The 25,185-nt window shown below is 52.3% G+C and carries 20 protein-coding genes; 2 read left to right on the top strand and 18 right to left on the bottom strand.

What is annotated here, in order from left to right:
• Positions 1-16 precede the first annotated feature (16 nt).
• Both pgi and IEV98_RS07040 read left to right on the top strand, forming a co-directional pair.
• Positions 17-1,663, top strand: coding sequence for a glucose-6-phosphate isomerase (gene pgi / locus IEV98_RS07045; RefSeq protein WP_188505168.1), 1,647 nt, complete (start codon positions 17-19; stop codon positions 1,661-1,663).
• Between the two features lie 36 nt (positions 1,664-1,699).
• The gene (locus IEV98_RS07040; protein WP_188505167.1) at positions 1,700-2,200 is read left to right on the top strand and encodes a hypothetical protein; all 501 of its coding nucleotides are present in this window, start codon (positions 1,700-1,702) and stop codon (positions 2,198-2,200) included.
• Between the two features lie 15 nt (positions 2,201-2,215).
• On the opposite strand, the gene tpx is transcribed toward IEV98_RS07040, so the two are convergent.
• The 18 genes from tpx to IEV98_RS06950 all read right to left on the bottom strand — a co-directional run bounded on the left by tpx (position 2,216) and on the right by IEV98_RS06950 (position 25,182).
• Positions 2,216-2,716, bottom strand: coding sequence for a thiol peroxidase (tpx, locus tag IEV98_RS07035; protein ID WP_188505166.1), 501 nt, complete (start codon positions 2,714-2,716; stop codon positions 2,216-2,218).
• A 78-nt stretch (positions 2,717-2,794) separates the two neighbouring features.
• Positions 2,795-3,715, bottom strand: a complete 921-nt coding sequence (locus IEV98_RS07030; RefSeq protein WP_188505165.1) for an endonuclease/exonuclease/phosphatase family protein — start codon at positions 3,713-3,715, stop codon at positions 2,795-2,797.
• Positions 3,716-3,877: 162 nt separating this feature from the next.
• Positions 3,878-5,026 (bottom strand): TIGR03364 family FAD-dependent oxidoreductase, encoded by a 1,149-nt coding sequence (locus tag IEV98_RS07025; protein WP_188505164.1) that lies wholly within the window; start codon positions 5,024-5,026, stop codon positions 3,878-3,880.
• Positions 5,023-6,354, bottom strand: a complete 1,332-nt coding sequence (locus tag IEV98_RS07020) for a DUF5690 family protein (RefSeq protein ID WP_188505163.1) — start codon at positions 6,352-6,354, stop codon at positions 5,023-5,025. Before IEV98_RS07020 ends, IEV98_RS07025 begins: the two co-directional genes overlap by 4 nt.
• Before the next feature lies 1 nt (position 6,355).
• Complete coding sequence (locus IEV98_RS07015) at positions 6,356-7,039, bottom strand: phosphonatase-like hydrolase (protein ID WP_188505162.1); 684 nt, start codon at positions 7,037-7,039, stop codon at positions 6,356-6,358.
• Between the two features lie 41 nt (positions 7,040-7,080).
• Positions 7,081-8,004 carry an alkaline phosphatase family protein gene (locus IEV98_RS07010; RefSeq protein ID WP_188505161.1) on the bottom strand — a complete coding sequence of 308 codons (924 nt, stop codon included), beginning with the start codon at positions 8,002-8,004 and terminating at the stop codon, positions 7,081-7,083.
• A 1-nt stretch (position 8,005) separates the two neighbouring features.
• Positions 8,006-9,388: a (R)-1-hydroxy-2-aminoethylphosphonate ammonia-lyase gene (gene pbfA / locus IEV98_RS07005; RefSeq protein ID WP_188505160.1), complete on the bottom strand. Its 1,383-nt coding sequence runs from the start codon at positions 9,386-9,388 to the stop codon at positions 8,006-8,008.
• A gap of 1 nt (position 9,389) precedes the next feature.
• Positions 9,390-11,285: a metallophosphoesterase gene (locus IEV98_RS07000; protein WP_188505159.1), complete on the bottom strand. Its 1,896-nt coding sequence runs from the start codon at positions 11,283-11,285 to the stop codon at positions 9,390-9,392.
• Positions 11,286-11,295: 10 nt separating this feature from the next.
• A complete protein-coding gene (pbfA, locus tag IEV98_RS06995) occupies positions 11,296-12,666 on the bottom strand; it encodes a (R)-1-hydroxy-2-aminoethylphosphonate ammonia-lyase (protein ID WP_188505158.1) in 1,371 nt (456 codons plus the stop codon).
• Positions 12,667-12,806: 140 nt separating this feature from the next.
• Positions 12,807-13,985: a purple acid phosphatase family protein gene (locus IEV98_RS06990; RefSeq protein ID WP_188505157.1), complete on the bottom strand. Its 1,179-nt coding sequence runs from the start codon at positions 13,983-13,985 to the stop codon at positions 12,807-12,809.
• A gap of 16 nt (positions 13,986-14,001) precedes the next feature.
• Entirely contained in the window at positions 14,002-15,534 is a 1,533-nt protein-coding gene (locus IEV98_RS06985) for an Ig-like domain-containing protein (protein ID WP_188505156.1), read from the bottom strand.
• Positions 15,535-15,557: 23 nt separating this feature from the next.
• Complete coding sequence (locus IEV98_RS06980; protein ID WP_188505155.1) at positions 15,558-16,037, bottom strand: hypothetical protein; 480 nt, start codon at positions 16,035-16,037, stop codon at positions 15,558-15,560.
• Between the two features lie 12 nt (positions 16,038-16,049).
• Positions 16,050-17,687: a LamG-like jellyroll fold domain-containing protein gene (locus tag IEV98_RS06975; RefSeq protein WP_188505154.1), complete on the bottom strand. Its 1,638-nt coding sequence runs from the start codon at positions 17,685-17,687 to the stop codon at positions 16,050-16,052.
• Positions 17,688-17,697: 10 nt separating this feature from the next.
• Positions 17,698-18,546 carry a DUF5007 domain-containing protein gene (locus tag IEV98_RS06970; RefSeq protein ID WP_188505153.1) on the bottom strand — a complete coding sequence of 283 codons (849 nt, stop codon included), beginning with the start codon at positions 18,544-18,546 and terminating at the stop codon, positions 17,698-17,700.
• An 8-nt stretch (positions 18,547-18,554) separates the two neighbouring features.
• A complete protein-coding gene (locus IEV98_RS06965; RefSeq protein ID WP_188505152.1) occupies positions 18,555-19,190 on the bottom strand; it encodes a fasciclin domain-containing protein in 636 nt (211 codons plus the stop codon).
• 19 nt (positions 19,191-19,209) lie between these two features.
• Entirely contained in the window at positions 19,210-20,736 is a 1,527-nt protein-coding gene (locus IEV98_RS06960; protein ID WP_188505151.1) for a RagB/SusD family nutrient uptake outer membrane protein, read from the bottom strand.
• 37 nt (positions 20,737-20,773) lie between these two features.
• Positions 20,774-23,842 (bottom strand): SusC/RagA family TonB-linked outer membrane protein, encoded by a 3,069-nt coding sequence (locus tag IEV98_RS06955; protein WP_188505150.1) that lies wholly within the window; start codon positions 23,840-23,842, stop codon positions 20,774-20,776.
• Positions 23,843-23,874: 32 nt separating this feature from the next.
• Positions 23,875-25,182 carry a RagB/SusD family nutrient uptake outer membrane protein gene (locus tag IEV98_RS06950; RefSeq protein WP_188505149.1) on the bottom strand — a complete coding sequence of 436 codons (1,308 nt, stop codon included), beginning with the start codon at positions 25,180-25,182 and terminating at the stop codon, positions 23,875-23,877.
• Positions 25,183-25,185: the final 3 nt, after the last annotated feature.

Below are 25,185 nucleotides of genomic sequence, written 5' to 3'. Positions count from 1 at the left end.
GATAAAAAAATAAATTATGCTACCCCGTATCAATTTAACAGCAACCCAAGCGTACAAATACCTAAGCAATCATTACATCGATATCGCTCCGAAACACCTCAAGGAATTATTTGAGGAAGATAAGGACCGGTTCGAAAAATTTTCGATTGCCTTCGATAACCTGCTGTTTGATTATTCCAAGAATCGTATCGACGATACCACCAAGGCATTGCTGCTCCAATTAGCCCGTGAATGCAAATTGGACGAGGCCATCAATGCACTATTCAGCGGGGAAGCCATCAACGAAACAGAAGGCCGGGCAGTGCTACATACCGCGCTCCGTCATCAAGGCCCCAACCCCGTATTGGTGGACGGGAAAGACGTGATGCCGGAAGTCCGAGCGGTACTCGCCAACATGCGCCGGTTCTCTGAAAACGTAATTTCCGGAGCATGGAAAGGCCATACGGACAAACCAATTACCGATGTGGTCAACATCGGTATCGGCGGCTCAGATTTAGGTCCCGTAATGGTTACCGAAGCACTCCGGCCGTTTAAAAATCACTTGAATATCCATTTCGTCTCTAACGTAGATGGCACACACATTGCCGAAGCGCTCAAACGTGTAAACCCCGAAACGACCCTCTTTTTGATTGCTTCCAAGACATTCACTACACAGGAAACCATGGCCAATGCGCACACCGCACGGCAATGGTTGCTCGAAAGCGGTGCGGCCGAAAGCGATGTTGCCAAACACTTTGTAGCACTGTCTACCAATGCCAAAGCCGTCGCCGATTTTGGAATCGATACCGAAAACATGTTTGAATTTTGGGATTGGGTTGGTGGAAGGTATTCTTTATGGAGCGCCATCGGACTGTCCATCGTACTGAGTATCGGTTACGAAAATTTCGATCAGCTGTTGCAGGGTGCCAACGCCGCAGACGACCATTTCCACCACACGCCCTTTGAAGAAAATATTCCGGTGATCATGGCCTTACTTGGCATTTGGTACAACAATTTTTTCGATTCCGAAACACAAGCCATATTACCCTATGACCAATACCTGCATCGGTTTGCTGCGTATTTCCAGCAAGGTGATATGGAGAGTAATGGCAAATACGTAGACCGTACCGGCGCGCCAGTTGATTACCAAACCGGGCCGATCATCTGGGGTGAACCAGGCACCAATGGCCAGCACGCGTTCTACCAATTGATCCATCAGGGCACCAAACTGATTCCCTGTGATTTCATCGCGCCAGCACAGAGCCACAATCCCATAGGCGAGCACCATACCCTGTTGCTCTCCAATTTCTTCGCACAGACCGAAGCGTTGATGAACGGCAAGGAAGAAGACGAAGTTGTGGCCGAATTGAAAGCTTCCGGCAAATCCGATGAAGAAATCAGCCGGCTGAAAACCTTCAAAGTGTTTGAAGGGAACCGGCCGAGTAACTCATTCCTTATCAAAAAAATCACACCGTACACCCTGGGTTCGCTCATTGCGCTGTATGAACACAAGATTTTTGTACAAGGCATCATCTGGAATATTTTCAGCTTTGACCAGTGGGGCGTGGAACTTGGCAAGCAACTGGCTGGCAAGATTTTGCCCGAACTGCGGAACAATGAGCCGGTGTCCACGCATGACGCATCAACCAACGGATTGATCAACCGTTATAAAGCGTGGCGGTAATTCTTGCACGGAATTTGTGCGTTATCCTTCATGGATATGCAACATCATTTTCGGCAACCTATCACACTATTGGGCATTCTCGCTTTGCTAGTGGGCAGTTCCTGTCAGGGCCCAGCGTCATCGTCGGATGAATCGACTGATCGTACCGAAACCATACAGCCAGATGCCGAGGTGTCGCCAGCGGTAACAACCTGTTACCTTTATACACATGGCCAAGACTCAGTGCATCTCGTACTCATTGATGACAAAGATACCGTTTCGGGAACGTTACATTTCAGGAACCATCAAATCGATGGCAGCCAGGGGACCGTCCATGGCCGGTTCCGTGGTGATACCCTTTTTGTCCTATACGAATTCCAAGCAGAAGGAACGCATAACATCACGGAAGAGGCCTTTTTGAAAAGAGGAGGTACGTTGATACGGGGGTTCGGCGACCGTTCTCCGAGCGAAGAAGTATACCGGTTTACGGACCACGGGGCCATTGATTTCTCCGAAGGCCAGGTCTTTCAACCGGTATCTTGCACCAAAAAAGAATAAGGTAACCAAGTGGACTTATGCCAGTGCCGCTAATGCGTTATCGTAGTTGGGCTCACTGGTGATTTCGGGAACCTGCTCCGTATAGTTAACGGTGCCATCTTCAGCAACCACTACCACCGCGCGGCTCAACAGGCCCGCCAACGGGCCATCAGTCACTTTCAATTGATAAGCTTCGGAAAAATTACCATCCTTATACTCGGAGAGCGTTTCCACATTGCTAATGCCTTCTGCCGCACAGAACCTACCTTGCGCAAAAGGCAAATCTTTGGAAATACAGAGCACAACGGTATTGTCAAGCCCAGCTGCTTTTTGGTTAAATGTCCTTACCGATGCCGCACACGTCCCTGTATCGATACTCGGAAAAATATTGAGTATGACTTTCTTGCCTCGGTAATCACTCAACGACTTCGTTGAAAGATCACCCGCTGTCAATTTAAAATCCGGGGCCTTGCTTCCCACAGCCGGAAGACTTCCAGCCGTATGTACTTCGGTACCTTTGAATGTGATTGTTGCCATAATATTTGATTTGGTGTAATGATAACAAATTGTGGCGGGGTTTAAAAAATTTATCCAATTGATGACAGCAGGGTGATATTAAGGCATCACCACCTTCACCATTACGGGGAAATGATCGGAGGGTGTCCTGGCCCGATAGTCTTTCAACGATACTTCTTTGGGAAAATTACTTGATGTATACGCCTCATCCTGATCTTGTAATTTTGAACGATAAGTATCTGTCAGTACGCCATATTTAATCACTTCGAAATCTGGTGTCACAAATATGTGGTCTATTCGGCTCTCCGTCTTGCTATTTGGGTTAAAGCTATTGAATGTTCCGTTCGTGGCGTACTTCACTTCGGCGATATCAAAGGCATCCTTCATTATCGGCGTTCCTGTGAGTTCGGCATAACTGGGACTATGCTGATCTACGTTAAAATCTCCGGTTAATACGGCCGTATGACCGCCCGCCAGTTCCTTCACTTTACGGATGATTAGTTTTGCGCTTTCACTCCTCGCCACGACGCCAACGTGATCAAAATGTACGTTGAAAAAGTACAAGGTCTTTCCGTTTTCCAGCAGTTCCAGTTTGACCCAGCTGCAGATGCGGGGCAATGCCGCATCCCAACCCTTATTCGGAAAGCCGGTCTGCTCGGAGAGCCAAAAATCACCGTGTTCCAATGCTTTGAATTTTCTCGTATCGTAGAAGATTGCCGAGTATTCACCGGCCTGCTTCCCATCGTCCCTGCCTTTGCCCACATAGGCATACCCCGGTAGGTTTTCCTTCAAGTCTTCCAATTGATGGAGAAGTGCTTCTTGGGTACCGAACACGTCAAATTCATGGAACCGAATCAGGTCGGCAATAACGGGATATCGGACTTTCCATCCATCGCCGCGAACCGAATCTGACGAATTATTATCGTTCCTCACGTTGAACGTTGCTAAATTCAGTTCTTGGGCGAAAACGCCCGCGATACCAAAAAAGAGACCTACGATGATGATTGATAGTAAACGCATGATTTTTCTTTTTTAACGAACCAAACTTAATGAAATTAATCGTGACCTTCTACGCAATATTCCGTTGAACGATGTATTTGCTTTATGAACGCAAATGTACGTCCGGGAATGGGCTCCCATTAATTTTGGTGGCGATTGGCCCAGCACGCATTTGAAATAAGACTAGGACAAACTCGCTATCTTCTCGACAATATGTTCCGCCAATCCGAAAGAAAGTGTCATCCCCGCCCCGCTAAGTGCATTCAACGCATATACATTGCTGCCGAGTTGCTCAAAAACATGGTTTTCACCGTTGGTCATTTTCGCATATACGCCGTTCCACGATTGGGACAAACTGCGGTCTTTGAAGCGGGCAAATGTACCGAGATAATCTACAATCAACTGGTTAATCGTTTGCCGGTCAAACGGATCGGGACTCAGGCCGTATTCGTGCGAATCACCGATCGTAAGCTCTCCGTTGCCATGCTGGGATACCATCACGTGTATACCCCACTTCAAGTAGTCGGCCATTTCCTGCTCGGCCCATTGCCGAAGTGGCTGAATCGTATCTGTGGCTTGAAACGATCCGTAGTGTAACAACGACAGCCCGCCGCATAAGGGCGGTCCGATGCGCCAGTCATTGGGCTGGGGTACCAGGCGCATCATCTGCAATTTGCATTTGGTAATAGGCAATGATGCAAACCGATCGGGATAAAGGGTCTCGAAATCAGCACCGCTACACAACACAACCAAATCGGCTTTTTGAGCGACCTTCCCAGCCACATAGACCGCTGAATCGGAAACCTGATTAATACAGATATTCCACCGGAACACGACACCGCGCTGCTCGGCGAGGTACGTTGCTACCCCGCTTATCGCTTCCCGCGGGTCCACGATGACCTCTTCTGCACTCCACAACGCTCCTTTCAGTCCGGAAGAGTTCGCTGCCGGCGACTTTTGGACAACCTGTTCGGGGGTGAGCACCGCGCAGTCACGATCCCGTCCGTACAGCGACACGTATTCTTCCATCACCGCAATTTCCCGATCGGCATACGCCAGATGAAGGGATCCTGTTTGTTCATGCCATATCCCGCCTTTGGCGCAAATGTCTTTCCAAATGTCGCGTGAACGGATGGCCCATTGGTAAGCTGCTCCAGCGGGTTGCCCCACCGGCCAAACCATCCCGAAATTACGGATGGATGCACCCAACGCCTGCGGATGACGCTCGTATACCGTTACCTGAAAATTCCGTTCGGCCAACGCCTTCGCGGCGGCCAGTCCGACGATTCCTGCGCCGACGACAACGGCCGTCGGTTTTAGTGTACTGTTCATATGCCTGAATAACTAACTGTCCCTTCTACCAATGGATGTTTACTTTTTCCCCTTTTACTCCCCCACTTCTGGTGGAAATACAGCAGGGAGAGGCTTACCAAAATTACGCCCAGCAGTGCCGCAATCAACAGCGCCTGTTTATAAAATGCACCCCAACTTAGGTGTACAAACCCCAGCTCCTTCACAACGAGCACGCTTACGCTACCGAGGTAACCGATGGCATCGGCCACGTACATCACGAAACCGATATTGCCCCGATGCTGAAAACTGGCCAGCATGCGTTCGAAAAAAATAGCGTTGTAGGGAATGTACACCATATATACCCCCAAGCCGGCGACCGTCATCCAGCCGATACTTCCGATGCTCCCTTGTTGGAACAGCCACGTCGCCAGACCGGCACACACACATCCGCAGATCACCATCAAGTGAATTAAGGTAAAGGCTGTCTTGTTGTTTTTTACGAAAATCAGCAAGGCCATCATCATCAAAACCGCTAAGGCGATTGCGGTATCGGTCTGTGCATAGATGTGTTTATCGGAGATGCCCACTGCCGACCAAATCTCGACTTCGAAATTATCACGTACATCACGGATAATCGTAAATAACAAATAAGCCCCTACCGTGAGCACCAATCCGGGGAGATAGGTCTGGATAAACGTCTTCCGTTCCTGCTTCCCCATTGCCTTCCGCTCAGTACGCATCACCTTATCCTGCGCATCTGGCGACGGCAACCATTCCAACAACAGCGTACATGCCAACAATGGAACCACGAAAAGCAATCCCGTGCAAAACGGCATCCAGGTTTCAGAAATGTGATGGCTTTCAATGAGGGTCCGGCCCGTGGTCTTGACGAAGCCCGAGGCAAATACCAGGCTTACACTCATCACCGACCCGAGGAATTCCGTGGCCCGGCGTCCTTCCAGGTAGGAAAAGACGAGCCCCCAGATCATTCCCAATGGCAGCCCGTTCATAAACAGGAAGACAATGTTGTAAGGGGCAGGAATCACTGCAAATCCCAGCAATGCCACCCAGGCAATACCTACGAGTATGATAATCTTATACCCCCTGCCCCGCTCTCCAAGCTCAGCGATAAACCGGATTCCATAGAATTTGCTCAGCATGTAACCAAATACCTGTGCAATGACCAACCACACTTTATAGTCGATCCCCCAAAAGGAAATTCCTTCAAATGTTCCGGCCGTAAATGCCTTACGGAAGGCATACATGCTGGTATAGCAGCCAAAGGCGGCTAGCCCCATCAGCAACATCGCATACCGGTAAGGCAATTGCCCTACGTTGTTCCGTATCGTGCCAACCCAATGTCGCATGTCAGGCAGATACGATATCCATCACGTCAGCGATGTCGTCGATGATGTGCGTCGGATGGTAAGGTTCGAGCTGCTCACGGGTATAGGCTCCGGTTGTCACACCGACTACATAGCGGCAAGCCGCATTCCGGCCCTCATTGATGTCTACTTCGGTATCGCCTACTTTGGCCACCTGCAAGGGATCCTCGACACCCGCTTTTGCCATCAATTTATGGATCATATTCGGATAAGGTCTTCCGCTCGACACTTCATCAGACGCGATCATAAAATCAATCAATTGCCGGTCAAACCAACCGAGCTTCTCAACGATCACGTCCGCGATATTCCGCGAAAATCCGGTATTGAGGGCGACTTGGATTCCTCGTTCGTGCAGTTTGGCAAATGTCTCTTCGACATGGGGCAACGGTTCGATTTCCCGGGTTTCGTAGTACCGTACCATGCGACCCACGAACGAGCGGTGGATGGCGGCGACATGATCCTCATCGATGACCTCCGGGCCTCCCTGATAGGTTTTGAGGATCTCCCGGATCGCCTTGTTCTTTTCGTAACCCATATATGGATTGATCTGCTCCAACGGAATTTGGTAACCGAACTTATCCAGGGCCGCCTGAAAGGCTTCACCCACGTTATCATTATCTCGGACAGTTGTTCCGGCAATATCAAAAACTACTAATGCAATACTCATCGCTCTCTTCTGCTTTTTATTTTTTACTTTTTACTTACTATTTAGTTAACCGGTTCTTCAAAGCCTGTGAAAGCTGGTTTGATGGGTCGCCCAATCCATGCATAGGGCTGGGTAATGCCCAAGGCAAACGCTGCCGTTGCCGCAATGTCATAGGTATAAGTGGGTTGCTGCACCACGTACCCAGGCTTTACTCCCGGGCCGGTGATGAGGATGGGGATGGTGACCTCTTCGGGATGCTCGCCACCATGGCCATGGCCAATACCGCCATGATCGGAAGAAATGAGCAGCAGCGTCTGGTCTGCAATCCCCGCATGGGCAATCCCGTGCAAAATGAGTGCAACCAGGGAATCCGCATGGGTGATGGCAGTAAGGTACTCGTCGGTCATATGCCCATAGTGATGCCCAGCGTGGTCAACATGATCCAATTGGATAAATGCAAATACCGGCTTTTTGGTGGCGATGTATTCGCTAAATGCTACTGCTGTGGAATCCGGCGTATTGAAGTGTGCGTCGTAGCTGACGGATGCCTTATCATACAAGCGGCCAAAACCGCCCCACTCGTAAACGGCCCCGATTTCGGCATCGGGCCACTGTGCATGCACCACATCGAATACGGATGGAAACCGCCCATTTTCACCCCGTACAACGGGCGGAAGTCCGATGCTGTCCGGGTCCCATTCATTGCTGGTAATGCCATGCTGCTCGGGCCCCGCACCGTGTATCATGGACGCCCAATTCGGACTGCTAACCGAAGGGAGAACCGTACGCGCATTCCAAACGATGCTACCCTGTGCAATCAGGCTATCCATGGTCGGCGTGCTGGCATCGCGCAATCCCGTGCTGCTCAGTCCGTCAATACCGATAATAATGACGTGCTGGATGCCCTGTGGGGTTTTGGGGGAATCAGTCGCGCAGCTGGCTACCAGAAATGCGACCGCTATCAATACGTATTGTGGTAATTTCATCTTATGGTTTTATGTGATGGTTTATCTTGTTAAATGCATATTCAAATACGGATAGTATGGTATCGCTCTGCGCTTTGGTGATGGTCAGGGCGGGGCGGATGGTCGCCACATTGCCTTCGATGACTTTAAAGGCCACTCCATTTTCCATGCACGTATACATCACTTGCTCAGCGTAACGAAAGGCGCGCTCCTTGGTTGCCCGGTCCGTAACCAGATCAAGACCGATGTGCAGTCCCTTTCCCGCCACATGGCCGATGACCGGGAAGCGCTGTTGCATGGCGCGGAATCCTTCCAGCAGGTAAGTCCCCATCGCAGCTGCATGTTCGATGATGTGGTGTTTTTCCAGGTATTGGATGGCTGCAAGGCCTGCCGTGGCACTCAACGGATTCTTCTCGTGTGTATAGTGACCGATGGAACGGTGGCCTACGATGTTAAACTCCTCCTTGGTAACGATGCCGGCAAGTGGCAACAGCCCACCGCCCAGGGACTTGCCGATCACCAGTACATCCGGTGTAACGTAATGGTCGCAGGCAAACCACCGGCCTGTCCTTCCCAGCCCCTCGATAATTTCGTCGAAAATCAGGAAAATACCGTACCGGTCGCACAGGGCGCGTATACGCTCCCAATAGTGCTTTGACGGGACAACTGGTGTCGCGGAGATGGGTTCGGCCACCAGGGCTGCTACATCGGGATGCCGTTGCAAAATTACTTCCAGCTGCCGGATGTAGTGCTCATCGATGGCTTTGACGTCGGTCAACCCCCATGGGTTGCGGTAGTAGTTGGGAAATTCCACGTGGAAGGCCCCGGGAACCATCGGACCATTGCCACCGGTGAAATGCTCTTCGCCCCCGACACTTGCTGCCTGGAAACCGTTGCCGTGGTAGGAATCCCAATAGGAAAGTGTTTTCCAGCGTCCGGTAACCTGCTTGGCTAGTGTAATGGCCATCTCAATGGCTTCTGATCCTCCGGGACAGAACAAGACGCGGGTAAGCGGCTGCGGCGTCAGCGCAACCAGTTTTTGTGCAAGCCGGATGGCCGGAATGTTCGTATAGCGACGCGGGGTGAAGGCCAACTGCGACTGCAATTGCTGAATGACCGCCGCGATTACTTCCGGATTGGAAAATCCGGCGTTGTGAACGCCGTTGCCGTGTAAATCGAGGTATTCATTGCCCTGTAGGTCATAGATACCGGCACCTTCGGTTTTTGACAGGACGTTCATTACCGGCGTAGAAAGTGCCTGATGCAGGAAGGTTGCGGCATCGGCGGCGATCCAGTCGCGGGTTTGCGCATCGAGCCCCGAAAGATACCGGTCGCGCAGTTCGCTGGCATTGATGTCCCCCTGTTCACGTGAGATTTGTTCGTTCGCGATGGGTATGGTGCTCATCTTACTTCTTTTTCTGTAGGGACAAGTAATCACGCAGGTTTCCGACTATGTCATACACATGGAGCGTCAGCGTATCGCCGACAAGCTGCACCATGCAGTAATGATGACCACGGTATGTTTTCGCGCTGTACCATGCACGTGTGGGTGTGAAATCCTCTAAATTGCCCCCGGCACCGCCGGCTTGGATATAGGTGACCCCACCCGGTTCGATGTGCCCTTCACGTATGGGACGGGTACGCTGGTAGGTATGCAGGTGGCCATAAAAAACGACGTCTACCTGATATCGCTCGTACAGCGGCGCCAACTGCTGAAGCTCGGTGTCGCCCAACGCAGCCGGCCCCAACCACGAATTGCCGTAGTCATCGTCGTCGGCCGAATAAATGGCATGGTGATGGGCAACGAATTTCCACCTTGCGGTGGAGGTTTTCAGTGCGTCCTCCAGCCATTGGTATTGTTTGCCTCCCGGTTGCAAATCTCTTGGATGGTTGGTATCCAGCATGAAAAACTCGGCATCGCCTTGAGCGAAGCGGTAATAACCGGTGGTGCTGGGCAATGCGTGATAGCGATTGTACCAGTATAGGTCGTCTTCGCCGTTGCCCGGCACGGGAAAAAATGGAATCCGTTCCAGCAACTGACCCATTCCGGCGAAGTACTCGTAATTCCACTCATACTTGTTGTCCTTCATGCCGCCGTCGGTGACGTCACCGAGGTGGAGGGCAAAATCCGGCCGTTCATCCCAAGCGAGCTTGGCAATGCGGTTGTTGATGTGCGGGCGACCTTCGGTATCGCCGATGACGGCAAACGCGTAGGCCTGCACATCGGACCGGGCGGTCGCGAATGTGGAGGTACCCGAACGTATGGTTGCGTCCGCAGTGTCAGTCGCTTCGATTTCATAAAAGTAGGCCGTTCCCGGGCGGAGTCCGTCAATCGTTGCTTTGCGGATGTAGCTCCGCGTACCATCCTCGTGGGGTTCCCCCGCTTCCCGCTGGAACACCAGGGAATCTGCCAGGGGCAGCCGGTCGCCATACCGCACCACCGACCGTGCCGATCGGTCGGTTTCCCAGACAAGCTGGATGCTTTCCTCCTTGACGTTATTGAGGTACGGCCCGGCATTGAAGTGAAACCGATCTGGCAACAACCGTCCACTGGTAACCATATCCCGGAGCCTATTGAAACGGGTGCCGATCTCGGGTTGCCTGAGTGCACCATCCAGCAGCCGGACGTTCTTCATCAAATCCCCAAGCTGCATGTAGGGTTCTTTCTCAAAATATCCAGCTAGTTCCAGGGGCTCGCCGGATAGCAGCGGCCTATCGGTTTCAAGTTCGCGTTCATCAACCAGCTCGCCGTTGATGTAGAGGGATAGCCTGCCCGCTTGGTAGGTCCCCACCACATGCCACCATCGGTCTTTCCACCCTTCCCCATCAAGCACGTGCTCAACCGCACCATGTCGCTCACCACCGTCTTGCAACAGTTCCTCGGGTTGAAGCGAAAACCAGACCCGGTTATCATGGTAGCCCAGCACCCAGGACAGCCCGGTGCCGGACTGCCCACTCCGCATATACGCAGTGGCTCCCACCGGTTGGTTTACATGGTCAATGAGCCACATCTCCACGGTAAAAGCATCCATCGACCGGTGCTCGGAAGGAAGGGCCAGGGTCATACCATCGGTCGGAGAAGCCCCCAATAGTCGGTAATGCGGCCCGGTAGGCGATAGTAGCGCTACCGGCAAGCTATCCCATTGCAACTGATAGGCTTTGGGATTCCTAGCCTGTTGCCCCAGTGTATAGTCCGGCCATAGCCATTGATCGATCAACACATTCCTGTCCTGCGCATAGCCACAGGTCAGCAAAGCCAGCAGGAAGCAGCCCGAAAAAGCAAAAATCAGTTTACGCATCATCCGTAATTCGTTATACTTGAGATCGAAAGGCGTCATCCAATATATCCAGTGCCCGATGCAGCTCGTCTTCGGTAATCACCAGCGGCGGATAAAGGGAAAGCACATTGCCGCCGGATACCTTAAAGCTCAATCCCCGGCCAAGGCAATGGTACAACACACGTTCCGCCAATGCCGCATCGGGTGCTTTAGTCTCTCTATTTTTCACCAGTTCTACGCCCCATAATAAACCGATACCCCGAACGTCGCCTATCGCTTCATAGGTCGCTTTCATAGCCTCCAGGCGATCGGCCATAATCCGTTCCATCCGGCCGACATGCGGCAGGATATCGTGCGTATCCATATAATCCAGCCCAGCCAATGCGGCGGCGGCGCCCAATGGGCTCTTCTCGTGGGTGAAATGCCCCAAGGAAACCTGCGCCGCGACATTCAACTCATCTTTACAGAGCATAGCAGCCATCGGCATAATACCTGCTCCCAACCCCTTGCCCAACACGACGATGTCGGGTACGATGCCGTAGTGCTGGTAAGCAAACGACTTACCTGTACGCCCCAGCCCGATCGGGATTTCATCGAAAACCAGCAGTACCCCGTGCTGATCGCACAATTCCCGGATACGCTGCCAATACGCTTGTGACGGAACATGTACCGTGGTGCTGCGTACGGTCTCCGCAACCAACACCCCGATATCACCTTCCTTCTCCAATACGTATCCCAGGTAATCGGCGTACGCCATATCCCCGCTCCTGTCATTCGGGTTAAACCACATGCCCCGGTAGCTGTCCACAGGCGGGACGTGTACACTCCCTGCCATCAACGGCCCCAGCCCCTGCTGGAAAACATATTCGCCGCCCAACGAAATGCTATCCATCGATGCACCGTGGAAAGCATCGTACATGGCCAGCGTTTTAAATTTACCGGTGTGGATGCGGGCCAGTTTCAAGGCCATACCGATAGCCGATGTACCCCCCGGCGCGAAGAGCACCCTGCTTAACCGGTGTTCGGTCAGCGCAGCCAGCCGCTCTGCCAGCTCGATGGCCGGCAGGTTGGTAAACCGGCGCGGGCAGAACGCCAGTGTATCCAGCTGCTGCTTCACACGATCGATGATAAACGAATTGTTATATCCCAATTGGTGTACATTATTGCCGTGGAAATCGACATAGATCTTACCCGCAAGGCTCGTCAGCCGCACGCCATCGCTCGATGCCAGCACATCCAGACAGGGGGTGGAAAGTGCTTGATGTAGAAAACGGTCGGCATCCCGTTGCAAAGCAGCTTGGGTCGCGCCGTCGGTGAGTGCGTCGTGCCATTGCTTACGCTGACCGCTCAGATTAAGATCGCCCTCCTCAACCAAATGCTTTGCCGTATGTTTGGTATCGCTCATCAAATCGCATTAAAGTTTATCAATACTAAACATTGTTTATTAACAAAACTTGCAATTGGAATTAAGAAATCGTTAAACAAAAAAACGGGCGCCCTGAACTTGCAAGGCATCCCGTTTCCGTTTAGGTACTGGTTGCGTCGTTACTTGGCTATCTTTTCCAACTGGAATTGGTCGAATACCTGTCCGTTGAGGTCCATGGCCTGAAAATGCAATTCATCGCCGGCTATGCGGACATAACCGTAATGGTGACCATATTTCAGCTTATTGGTAAACCAAGAGCGCAGCAATGCCGGCGTTTCCAGGCTGCCACCGTTGCCGCCGATCTGTATGTAAGTAATCCCATTGTGGTTGTCTACCTCATTGTTCCGTATCGGCCAGGTGCGCTCATAGGTGTGAACGTGCCCGTAGAACACCAGGTCCACATCGTATTTTTCATACAGCGCTGGCAAATGGGCCAAACGCGGCATGCCCAATGTGGATTTGCCCACATGCGTATTGCCATGATCGTCATTATCCGACGAAAAAATGCAGTGGTGATGAGCGACGATCTTCCATCGGGCGGTGGATTTCGCCAATTCTGCTTCCAGTTCTTTGTAGTGTTCACTACCGACTGACATGTCCTGATTGGAATCGAAGAGGATAATCTGGGTATTCCCGTATGTGACCGTAAAAGCGCGCTTTTTTTCGGGGTGACCGAGGTATTTGTGGAAATACGGCGCATCCCCCTCGTGGTTACCGAGCGTCGCGTAGACGTTGTACTTGCTCATAAACGGCTGCCCTTGGGGAAGAAACTGCCCCACCCAATCGCTAAGCCGGTGCCCGTTGTCTACCTGATCGCCCGCATGAATGGCAAAATCGGGCCGTTCCAACTCAGCCAAGGTGGCTACCTGTCCCCATACGTTTGGATTGGGCCGCCCCTGCGAATCGGAAAACACGATAAAGCCGATCGGGGTGTCTTCCTTTACCGCGGTTTTGAACGGATACACGGAACTGTACAGCGTGTCACCCTGCTGGCTAACGCTCACCGTCCGGTAAAAGTACTCGGTCTGTGCTTCCAGCGCTGTTAACTGCACGGTATGGAAGTCCGTATCCGGATTGACAACACTCTTGCGCGAAAGATTGGGTTTCTTCGCCTTGAACTCCGCGGGTCCGTACTCTACCCAACCTATTGTAGGGTGTTCCGTTTCCCACTTCACCACAATGCTCGTTTGGGTAGCCCATTGTAAATAGGGAAGTACCACGAAACTTGGTTTATCTGCGGCAAGTCCCGCGTGCCAAACCATAAGTAAAACACAAAATTGAAAAAGCTTCTTCATCATCGTTGTCTTTATTCAGTTAATCGTTATACAATGCGGTCACTTCCGCCTCCGTCAGTGCCTTTTTATAGATATGCAATTCATCCATCAAACCGGTTAGTACTTTCCGGGTATCGCTGCCGGCGTTATAATCACCGGTTCCGCCCTCCCACAGGGTAAATGGATAGTCATTGACTTCGTCCCACAGCGGCCCGACAAGCGTACTCAGGTCGTCACTCGAAGGATTGCCGTCCTGTGCATAGGCCGTGCCATCGATATACACCTGCAGCTGCTTTTCGGTTTGGTTGATGACCATGGTAACCATGTGCCATCGATTGTCTGACAATGCCGGTGCGGGCGGATTGGTCTGCCCCGCCCGCCAGTCGATACGGGTGCGGGCATTGGCATCGCTGCCGGCCACTTTCACGATCCAGCCCCGCCCCGTTTCCGGCGTACCATTATACGTGGCTCCGCCATCGGTACAAAGTACCAGACCCGGATTGCTGCCACTATCCCAGTCAGAATTCGAGAAGATGACGGGGTCAGAACCTATACCCTGCAGTTTCACCCAAAGGTTGATGCTGAAGTTTTGCGTAGCCGTTGGCCGTAGCAGATCGTGCTTGGGCAAAACGGCATAGGAACCGGGGTTAAACTCAACCACCTTGCCGCGGATTGGGTCTTCCACGAAGCCTATCTCGGCTGTCGCCTTCATTCCCAAAGTAGCATCAAATCTATTTCCGCTGGCATCAGCCAGATCATCGTCCATAGGCAGGTAAACCACCACATCATCGGCACTGCCGGCTGTGGTCGTAAATGCCCACGGTGATGCCTCATCAAATCCCTGGAAGGTTTTACCATTGATATCTACAAACGCACCTTCTTCGATGGTTACGCGGTAATCCGTAGCAAATGCCAAGGGTGTCGGTAAGCTAACGGTCACTTCGCCGCCATTGATCATCACCTGCTGGCTGGCCACGGGCAAATCGGCGAGCACGCTGCCGTCAGGTCCTATGACCCGGATATTTCCTTCCCCTTTGCTTACTGCTGAGGCGAAAGCAAGGTATAGGTCGAACAACGAGGCGTCTGTTCCACCATTCGCTGGCATCATGGCTGTCAACGGCAAGCCACTTTCTCCCGCTGTGGTGAATGTCCACGAGGTACCTTCGGGCAATCCCATAAATTCATTGTCCAGCAAATCCATTACGATTCCGCGTTCCAACGTAACGGTATACACTTCATCCGCGTCGAACTCCGATGGAACGATGGTGACAATCCGCTCGTCTTCGCCGATCGTTACGTCATCGGACGTTACGTCGATCACCTGCGTGCCACCCGATTCGCCGGCGATGGTGATGGTGCCTTTGCCTTTCTTGACAATTTCATCAAACGTCAATATCAGCCTGCTGTCGATCGCGATGCCCTCCACCCCGGATACTGGGTTGTAGCTGACAACGGTGGGATTGGCCGTATCGATGGTGTGATCAAACTCTTCTTTGCACGCACCCAGGCAAACCGCCGCGATAACGACCCATACCAATTGCAGCTGCCTATACCTGTATTTTACTTTGTTCATATCTAATAACATTATCGTTCGTATTATTTCCTCGTGAGCGTTGCACTGAATTCTCCTTCACCCTGCTCGCCGGTCTCCGTATTTTCCCAGCCCATATAAAAGGAAAGGGTCAGCGAAGTGGAGGATACCTGGATGTCAAATTCGTCTACGGGTGCTACGCCGGACAAAACAACTTTTGCCGAGTCCGGTGTGCCGGACACCGACCAGGTTCCCGCTTCGGAGCCAAAAACAATCGGGCAGTCCTTGGCGGAGAATTGCGCCGGATACCCGTCGGCATCGGTCGTAAATACCAAACGCATCCCACCGAAGATTTCATTCGGGATATCATCCGGAGTAACTATTGAAGTTGGATCTCCCCATGTACCATCCAGTCGCCCGGCTACAAGCTGATCAGCATCCAAGCCATGGTCACGCACAAAATCCTTCTCGCAGCCACCTAATAGCAAGCAACATACAGCCATTAAGGCAAATAAGTTGTTTCTTAAAATAAGTTGTGTTCGCATAGTTATCGGTGATTAATTCACTTTAAATAAACGGTAAGGCACATTCGATTTCAACGCATTGCCTTCCAATCCCCAACTTCCGTCGATATTCAATCCCAAATGCCCCACGATATTGACAGCTACATCGGTGAGGCCGATGGGATAATACGGGTGGCGCTGCGTAGCATTGCCAACCAGTTCGCCGTGGTTTCCTTTGCCGCTGAAATCACGGATCATATTGCCCCGGGTCTCATCCAGCTTTAGGTAGAGGTTTAACGACGATAAGTTGGGATGGTCGCTGTTTTCAAGGTTTCGCAAGTACATGTAGTTCCTGATCGTTTCGGTAGGCAGTACGTCGGTCCATATCCGTACTTCGTTAAATGCGCCCGACCAGTTCGGACTGCCACCGCCGTAGCTCCCGGTACCTTCCTGGGCAAAGTTGATGTAATTATATGGCGAGGTCATGTTATCCTCGGGCTTGTAGGTGAGCGGCGAGGAGTTAACCAGTTCCCCGTCCTGGTATACGCGGCACTCGTTGGTCTTGTCAAACGTCACCGCCAGGTGATGCCAGCGGCCATCCTCTATCGGCTTGCTCGAACCGATGTCGTAGCGCTCGCTTTTGTGGTTTGCAAAATTGATTTTCCACGTGGATCCACTCCGGCAGAGGACAAACCCGGGATTGCCGCCGGAGTCCCAATCTTTATCGCCCATGATTGCCGGGTCGCTGCTGTTGTCACTGCCTGCCTTGACCCAAAGCTCAATGGTATACTTCTCCATACCCTGTAAGGCGGTACCCCCGATGGGAACTCGGACGTAGGTGCGGTCGCCAGATGGGTTTTTACTGATGGTCAGTATGTTGTCTGTGTTTTCGCGGGGGCTCAATGCACTGCCCACCAATTCTTTGTTGTCCAGGCTTGCACCCGAAAGAATGATGGGCACGTTGATTTCTTCCTCGCTGTTGTTCGTATACGCGCCGGATTCCGTTCCGCCATGGGACGACACCAGAAAAATCGCCCAGTCCTCACTGGCATAATTTTGCCGCGATTGGATGGCTGCGTGCAGTTTCGAGACATATTGGTCGATCTTTTGGATGGCCTGTACGTACCGCGCCTCCCGCAGTTGGAACCCAGTCTCCTCGCCGACTTCCTCGGGGCTGCTGAACTGCACAAACACCACATCCGCATCGGCCTGCTTCAGCAACTCTTCCGATTTGGCATAAACCGCTTCGTCAGAAGCGAAGTGGAACTTGTCGTCCGCAGCGCTATTCAGTAAATCGTTGATGGACGCATTACGTACAATGGACGCTACCGATATACCGGGATTGGCCGACTTGATACGGGTTACGACGGACGGGTAAAGACCGAACTGATTGCCTTCAAAAGAGTGATTGGAAGTCACGTGGTGCTTACCAACCGAGACTCCGGTCAGCATCGTAGCCCAACCCGTCGACGCGTACGCCGGCACGCCGCTGAAGCCGTTCATGCTGTAGGAGGCATTGGCAATCAATTGGTCAATACCCGGTGTTGTTGCATAATCTATGGCGGTATTGATGATTCCATCGACACCGATCACCAGAATTTTCTTTGTACCATCGGCAGCGGCCAATGATAACCGGCAGACCGCAACACTAAGGGTCAGCACCATGATGGAAAATCTAAAAAAAGTTCTCATTCCGTGATATTTATTTGTACAGCCGAATTATGTAGCTTCCCGGGCGGCCTAACACGAAATTAAACTCGGCGTTTTCATACGTGCTGGCCCCGACCCCGCTTTCGTTCGTTGTGATTTTCCAGTTGCAGTAGGTTGTAGCCTCCTTGACAGGAAAGCCGACATTCCAGATTTCGCCTTGCTGCGTATCGTCTACAAACGTTCCTTTGAATCCTAATGCCCTACTCTCGGTAAAATCAATCCGGTTGCCGTGGAGCGGCATGCCATCGAGGTGCCCGACAAACAAGATCTGGTTCGGTGCATCGCCAACACGTTCGATCTCGGGTGCTTTTGCCATGCTTCCCGACCATGATTTCAACTCATATTCGGCAAATTCGATAACAAGTGCGTCTTTAAGCAGCCTCGTGCCCGATGAATTGGATACCTGGATATCGAAATGATACTCTCCCGCCCGGATACCATTCCCTTCCTGGATTTCCAGACGTCCGGTATGCTGATTGATGGCAACGGCCGGAATCCGCACGGTGTCTGATTTGAGTTTAAGCTCTTCCGCTGTCTCGTCGCCAACAACCGGCTTGGTGTACCGGATGACCGGAATTTCCTGCTGCAAGGCCGATACATCGTTGCCATTCGCCTCGGTGATGTTGACAATCTCGAAATACAGCGGCAAGGTTGATGTAGATACCTGGAAATCGCCGATTGACTGTGCCAGTCCGGCAATAGCCTGCTGCTTCCTGTTCCGGTAGTTAATATCGGGGGCAAGACTGCCTTCTTTGGGAATATCCACGCAGCTACCTGCTAGGAACAGCCCTAATGTGATCAGTGCACCGCTGTAGAGCCGGTTTATTCGTTTGTTCTTCATTCGCTCCATTAGTTAAATCCAAAGATGTGTGTATCCGAATCAAGCACCTGAATCACCCCATTGGCTGACTGCAGGTCTGAAACCACCACACGTACCGATTGATAGTGTTCCTTCTGCCCTTCTTCCGCCATGTTCAGGGAGAACATGATGGCCTGTGCACCCATATTCACATTCCCTAGGTAGTCCTCACGGACCAGGTTAAACCGGGCCTTGCCCCCGCCATAGGTGGGCACATAGCTGTAGGAAGTCTTTAAGTCGCTCCGGATGATTTTCCGGTCCGGAATGATATAGTTCCTGATGTTTTGCTCGATCTCCGTGAGTTCGTCGGCGCCGATATCGGAAAGGGAAGCTGGCCAGGCATCCATTTCGGCAAACAACAGCTTGAAATAGTTATGGATAGAATAATCCTTGGGTGCCAGGAAGGTATTTCCTTCCTGGTTTACCGCATTTTCCAATCCACATAGCCTGATTAATGTGGCCAGTGTGTCAAATGTTTCGGGATGACTTTCCAGGTATTCCAAAGTTGACCCTTCAAAAACACCGGCATTTTCCGGAAGTATCCCGCCGTCTGCGAAATAGTCATCACTGCAGGCAGACACAAAAAGGGTTGCAAGGGCTATAAAGAGCACAATTGATTTTATCATGTAATGTACCATCGTATGCTTATTGATTGAATTGCCAGTACTCGGTCTGCGTCATATTCGGGTTATTTGCAAAAGCCTCCCTGCTAACGGGGACAAAGCCTGCGCCTATCCGCTCGTCCCGCTCACTGATATCCGGATTAAATTCGTGCAACCGACCCAAACGTACCAAGTCATATACGCGGTAATATTCGCCGATCAGCTCCCGCCGGCGCTCTTCCAGCACTTCTTCGATGACGAGCGGCTGATCGATCCGGTCGTATGTCCCCAAGCCAGCACGTTGGCGAACCGCATTCAAATTGGCCAAGGCCTCCGGAATCCGGTTCAGCCGGGCATCGGCTTCGGCCTTCAGCAACAGCACATCGGCATAACGGAAAACGGGGACCGGGGCATCCATACGGCTATATGATAGATCTTTAGGCTTGCGGAACTTGGCAAACATGATTTCGCGTTCGCCGTTCTGTAACGGATCTGCATGAATAGGCCGCAGCTCTGTGCCACTGACGGAGAAGTCCACGCTCTCGAAGAATGCAGCCACACGCTTATCCGACCTGTCGCGCGCATAATCGGGGTAAATCTGCAGGATGCGCTGCCGTGGCACGGCCAACGTCAGGTTAGTCCGTGGCGTATAGGGATTACTCAGGTAGTAGGTCATGATGTGACCGTAGTAATCCGAATACTCGCCCTTGCTTTCGTCGTAATACAGGTGAAAGATGGTCTCGTCCGAATCGCCAGTATCAAACAACGCACGGAACTCATCAACAGTCACCAACCGGAACACTTTCGAGTCGATTACCTGCTGAAGTACAGCAGAAGCGTCTTCATATTCTTCCAGCCACATGTGGGCATGGGCCTTCAAGACCAGTGCGGCTCCTTTGGTCCCCCGCGACATCACGGTTTTCCGCGGACCTTCATACTGCCAAGGCAGACCCTCCGCGGCTGTGGCTGCCTCCTCCACCACCATACGCATCACCGCGTCAAGGGGCTCACGGCCCAATGGCTCTACATTGCGCGCCGTGAGGTTGATCGGTATGTCTCCCCACACGCGTGCCGCGTAAAAATGGGCCATGGCGCGCAGGAAACGTGCCTCGGCCAGCAGTTGCGTTTTGCGCTCCTCGCTGAAATTTTCGGTTATTGCGGGCAATTCCTCCAGTGCGAGGTTGCATTGTTCGATTGTCCGGTAAAACAGCCGCCAATTGGTCAACGGCTCCAGCTCCGTACGCTGGATCAGGCGGTTCTCGAAACTGGCCTGCCAATCACCATCGTTATTCGGGGTAATCCAATCGCCCGAACGGGCATCGCCCCAGAAAAAGTGGTCGCCCCAGGCACCATTGCGGGTGGTGGCGGGGGTATCGTCTTTCGTAAGCCCTGCCAGGGCCCTGCGGAAAATGGCAAATGCGATTGCCACTGCACCCTCTGCATCGCTGCCATTTTGCCAAGCCTGGTCTTCGGTAACGGTATTCAGTGGCAATTCATCCAGCCAGTTCCTGCAGCTCCCTGTTATCACTACCAATACGGCCAGGCATACAATCAATTGTCTTCGTTTCATCTTTTGATTATCTTTCTTTAATACCCTTCAAAAAAAATTACAGTCCGAATGAAATCCCGAACAGCACCATCCTACGCATCGGATAACCGGAAGAATTGTCAAACCCGCCGACGGTCATCAACTCGGCATCAGGCCCGCTATACCGCGAGAACGTAGCAATATTATCCACCGTGCAATACACCCGTGCTTTATCGATCGGGATGCGTCCGAGCAGCTTTTTATCCAAGCGATAGGACAGCGTGGCCGTTTTTATCTTGAAATACGAACCATCCTCGATATACTCCGAATCGTAGTTGATGATCTGGGAGGCGTCGTTCCACGGGTTCAATGTCGGATAGGTGGCCACGTCGCCGCTTTTCTCCCAGATGGCATAGTTATCAAAATTGGGGAGCGCTCCGCTGCCTGCAAACTCTTTACCCAGGTTAAGCCTGCCCAACACGTCCGAGTTGACCACATCGCGGCCGATCATAAATGCCGAGATGACACTCAGGCTAAAATTTTTATAGGTGAAATCATTGGTCCACCCACCGGTCCACTCCGGGTTGGGGTCGCCGGCATAAATGCGGTCCTGCACATCGATGATGTAGTCGCCGTTCTGGTCTTTGAAATTCCGGTCGCCAACAGCCAGCTTCTTGTTCTGAAGGCTGACCAGCCGCTTTCCGGTATTCGGATTAACCGGGATTTCCTGCTCCGTTTGATAAATCCCCTGTGATTCGTAGAAAAAGAAACCATTGAGCGGCGTTCCTACCCGAACGATGGAACCGAAGTCCTGCCCTGATGTGCTGGTCTTGATGATATCGGCGTTCCCATCGGGAAGCGCCACCACCCGGTTTTGGTTATAGGCGAAATTGAGACCCATATCCCATCGGAGGCCGGATTGCCGGCCCACGCTGGTGTTTATGGTAAATTCCAGCCCGCGGTTCAAGACATCTGCGGCATTGCGGTATACCTCGTTGTATCCCGAGGTGGTAGGCAGGGCCGTGGTAAGCAAGAGGCCCTTGGTCAATTTTTCGTAGGCGTCAACTATAAACCCGACCTTACCATTAAATAGCGACAGGTCCATGCCGATATTCGCCATCTGGCTTTTCACCCAGGTAAGGTCCTCGTTTTTAAAACCATCGTACCAGGTGGGCGTAAAGCCCGATATCCCGCCATAGCTGATTTCCAACAACGAGCTATACTGGTCGAGCGAACCGCCGTCCATCACGCCCAGGGCCAGGTAATTGTTGTCCCAGGTAGTACCCGAAACGCCGTAACTACCCCTTAGTTTACCGCTTTCCAGCCAATCCGAGCCGGCAAATAGCGCTTCGTCAGAGAAGTTCCATCCGGCGGATACGGCGGGGAATATCCCCCAGCGGTTTGCCTGGCCGAATTTGGAAGACCCGTCTGCACGGAGTGATGCACCGAACAGGTATTTCTGCTTATAGGCGTAGTCCAGGCGGCTGAAGTAAGACAACAGGGTCGAGGCCGTATAGTCGCTGGAACCAATGCTATTATTGCCCGACCAATTGACCGAATGGGAAAGTGTAGGCGCTGCGGCCACGCTATTGACCTTCGTGATTTTTGACTCGATTTTTTCCGCACTTTGGCCCACCAATAAACTGATGCTGTGATCATCGCCAAACTTAGGCGCGTAGGTCAGTGTATTCTGGAAGAGCAGATTGGCGTTTTCCCCAACCCCACTGCTGTTTGTCGCCCGCAGCGTACGCCTGGATTCGCTGTACAAATCCTGCATGGACCGGGTATACTCCAGGCTCAGGCTGACTTTGTAGGTCAGGTCATTCCATATTTTCAGGGTGATATCCGGGCTGAACCGGATCCGGTCGTTGACATTGGCATTGTAGCCGATTCCATATACGTCTGCACCTTTCACGAGCGGGCTGTTTGGCAAGGGCAGCAAGGAAGAGAAGTTGCTCGAAAGGGCATCGGGGGTCCGGCTTTGGTCCGTCCGCGATAAGGCCAACGTATTATTGATAACCAACCGGCCGTTCAAGGCATTGAAACTGGTATTGGTCATTGCGCTGTACCGCTTGAACCCGGTATTAAACAGGATCCCTTCATTATCCATATACCCTAGGCTCACGCTGTATTGACCGAAGTCCCCCGCACCGCGGATCGACCCGTTATAGTCTTGCGTCAGCGACGTGTCATACAGATACCCTTGCCAGTCGGATGAATTGCTGTAGAACGGATTGGTCACATCGGTATACATACCTGGGGCCGAAACACCGTAGGGCGCGTACAATTCGTACAGCCGCAATACCTGCTCACGCTCCTTTACACCACCGGCGACGTCGCGCAATTGCGGCACCATGTTCACCCCGTTACGCACATTGAAATCAATCTGTGGCTTCCCACGCTTTCCCTTCCGGGTAGTGATCAGGATTACCCCGTTGGCTGCCCGCGACCCATAAATCGCTGCGGCCGATGCATCTTTCAATACGACCACCTCTTCAATATCACTGGGATTCAGGTCAGCAAGCACATTCGTACTCGTAATGGCAAATTCATCGCTGGAGCGCGAGATGATGGGCACGCCATCCACTACATACAACGGTTCCGATACCGCCGATGCATCGTCGCGGCTCACGGCTGCCAGCCCACGGATGATGATGGTGGGCGTTGCCCCCGGTTCACCCGAATTCAGCTGGATGTTGACCCCGGCGACACGTCCCTGCAGCATCGATTCAAACGATTCGGCAGCCTGAACTTCGGTCAACTGTTCCATCTCTACCGTTGCCACAGATCCGGTAACTTCCTGCTTTTTCTGTGAGCCATAGCCCACAACGACGACATCGTCCAACAATTGGCTATCCTGTTCGAGCCGAACATTCAAATCCGCCTTGTTGTTAAACGTCACTTCCCGCGCTTTATATCCGACAAACGAATAGACCAATACATCACCTGCGTTCAGTCGTAGCCTGTACGTTCCGGTTTCGTCAGTTAACGTTGCTTGGCTTGTGCCCTTCACCTTGATCGTAGCGCCCGCGATGGGAGTGCCCTGCGGATCATGCACTGTCCCTGTCTGCAGCTCCTGGCTCCAGGCCAGCACCGGAAACAGGACCACTGCGAAAAAGAAACCGAGCCGCTTTATTACTGTCTTCATTGGATCAAAATTTTCACTATCAGTTGTGTTGATTATTCATGTTCCCAGTAAGAATGTTGAGTCAGACCATTCCCGTTGAGGCTTCGTTGGGCGAGCGGCCAGTGGGCAGCCCCATTTTGGATGTCAGCCGTAGAGAAAATGGGAAGGTAGGCACTGACCTTGCCAAATCGCTTCAGATCAAAGAAGCGTTGCCCGCTCCCAATCAGTATCCGTTGCCGTTCGCGCAGCAGCGCATCTCCAAACTCCGCCTCAGTGAGTTCGCTATAATTTTCCGTGCCACCGTCAGCTGCTTCCGTCAGCCAGGTTCTGGCTTCCTCCAGCTTGCCGGTTTTCCAAGCGGCCTCAGCCATTAGCAGGTAGTGTTCATTTATCGTCAACAGACCGAGGCGCTCCTGATCCCTGACAATAAATGTCGCTTTCTGTTCATCGGCCGATAGGCGAAATATTACGCCTTGCCTGGCATCACCATCCGGGTAGATGGCGGCCAGGTTCGCTGCGGATATGCTGACCATGCTGGCGTTCAGCGGCTCCTCGGTAACACCTCCCCGCTCATCTTTGCCCATCGCCAGTCCGAAATCAGACAGGCTGTCTGCCCGCGCTTCGGTAGCCAGGTCCGCCATCAATTGGTAGGCTTCCTGGTCGTTGCCAAGCCATAGATTTTCCTGCGCCAATAAGATGGCTGCCGCTGTTTTATTGAACCTCACCGCAGTAACCGCGGCACTTTCAATCTGGTCGTCGTTAAGGAGTATCCACGGCAACAGGCCGTGCGCTTCGCGGGCAAATCCGGCAGCACGTTCAATTGCCATTGCTTCATCCATCGGTTGCCCGAAATCGGCCTCTTCCGCCGACGGCGCGATACCCCAGATCCGGGCAATGTAAAAGTAAGCCATTGATTTGAGCGCTAAAGCCTCCCCTTTAAACAGGTTATAGTGGTAGGTCGACAGTACGTCACCATCTGCTGCATCAATCAGGCGCAATACTTCGTTGGCATCATATATGACATCGTAAAAATATTCCCAATCCGCCAGGCGGGCAAGCTGCCGGTCGGCAACCGTCAGTTGCTGACCGGCTACCTTGGGATAGTACGCAACCTCGACCTGCAGTTCACCGGTTCTCGCTTCACCATACATCAGCCAGGCATGGTTGGTCAGCAGTGCCCGGCGCAGATCGACATAGCCACCGATGACTGCCTGTTCGACCCGTTGGGTCGACGTATAGTATCCTTCAGCTACGGTGCGATTATCCAATTCTTCCAGTGTAAGGTAATCACTGCACGAAGCCAGTACCGCTACCAGGAGTAATCCGACAGGCCAATAAATTATGTGTTTCTTTTTGTTCATCGC

Source organism: Parapedobacter pyrenivorans (genome assembly GCF_014636865.1).
Taxonomy (GTDB): Bacteria; Bacteroidota; Bacteroidia; order Sphingobacteriales; family Sphingobacteriaceae; genus Parapedobacter; species Parapedobacter pyrenivorans.
Note: the sequence above shows the minus strand (reverse complement) of the source record. Positions and strands in the feature narration are given on the sequence as shown.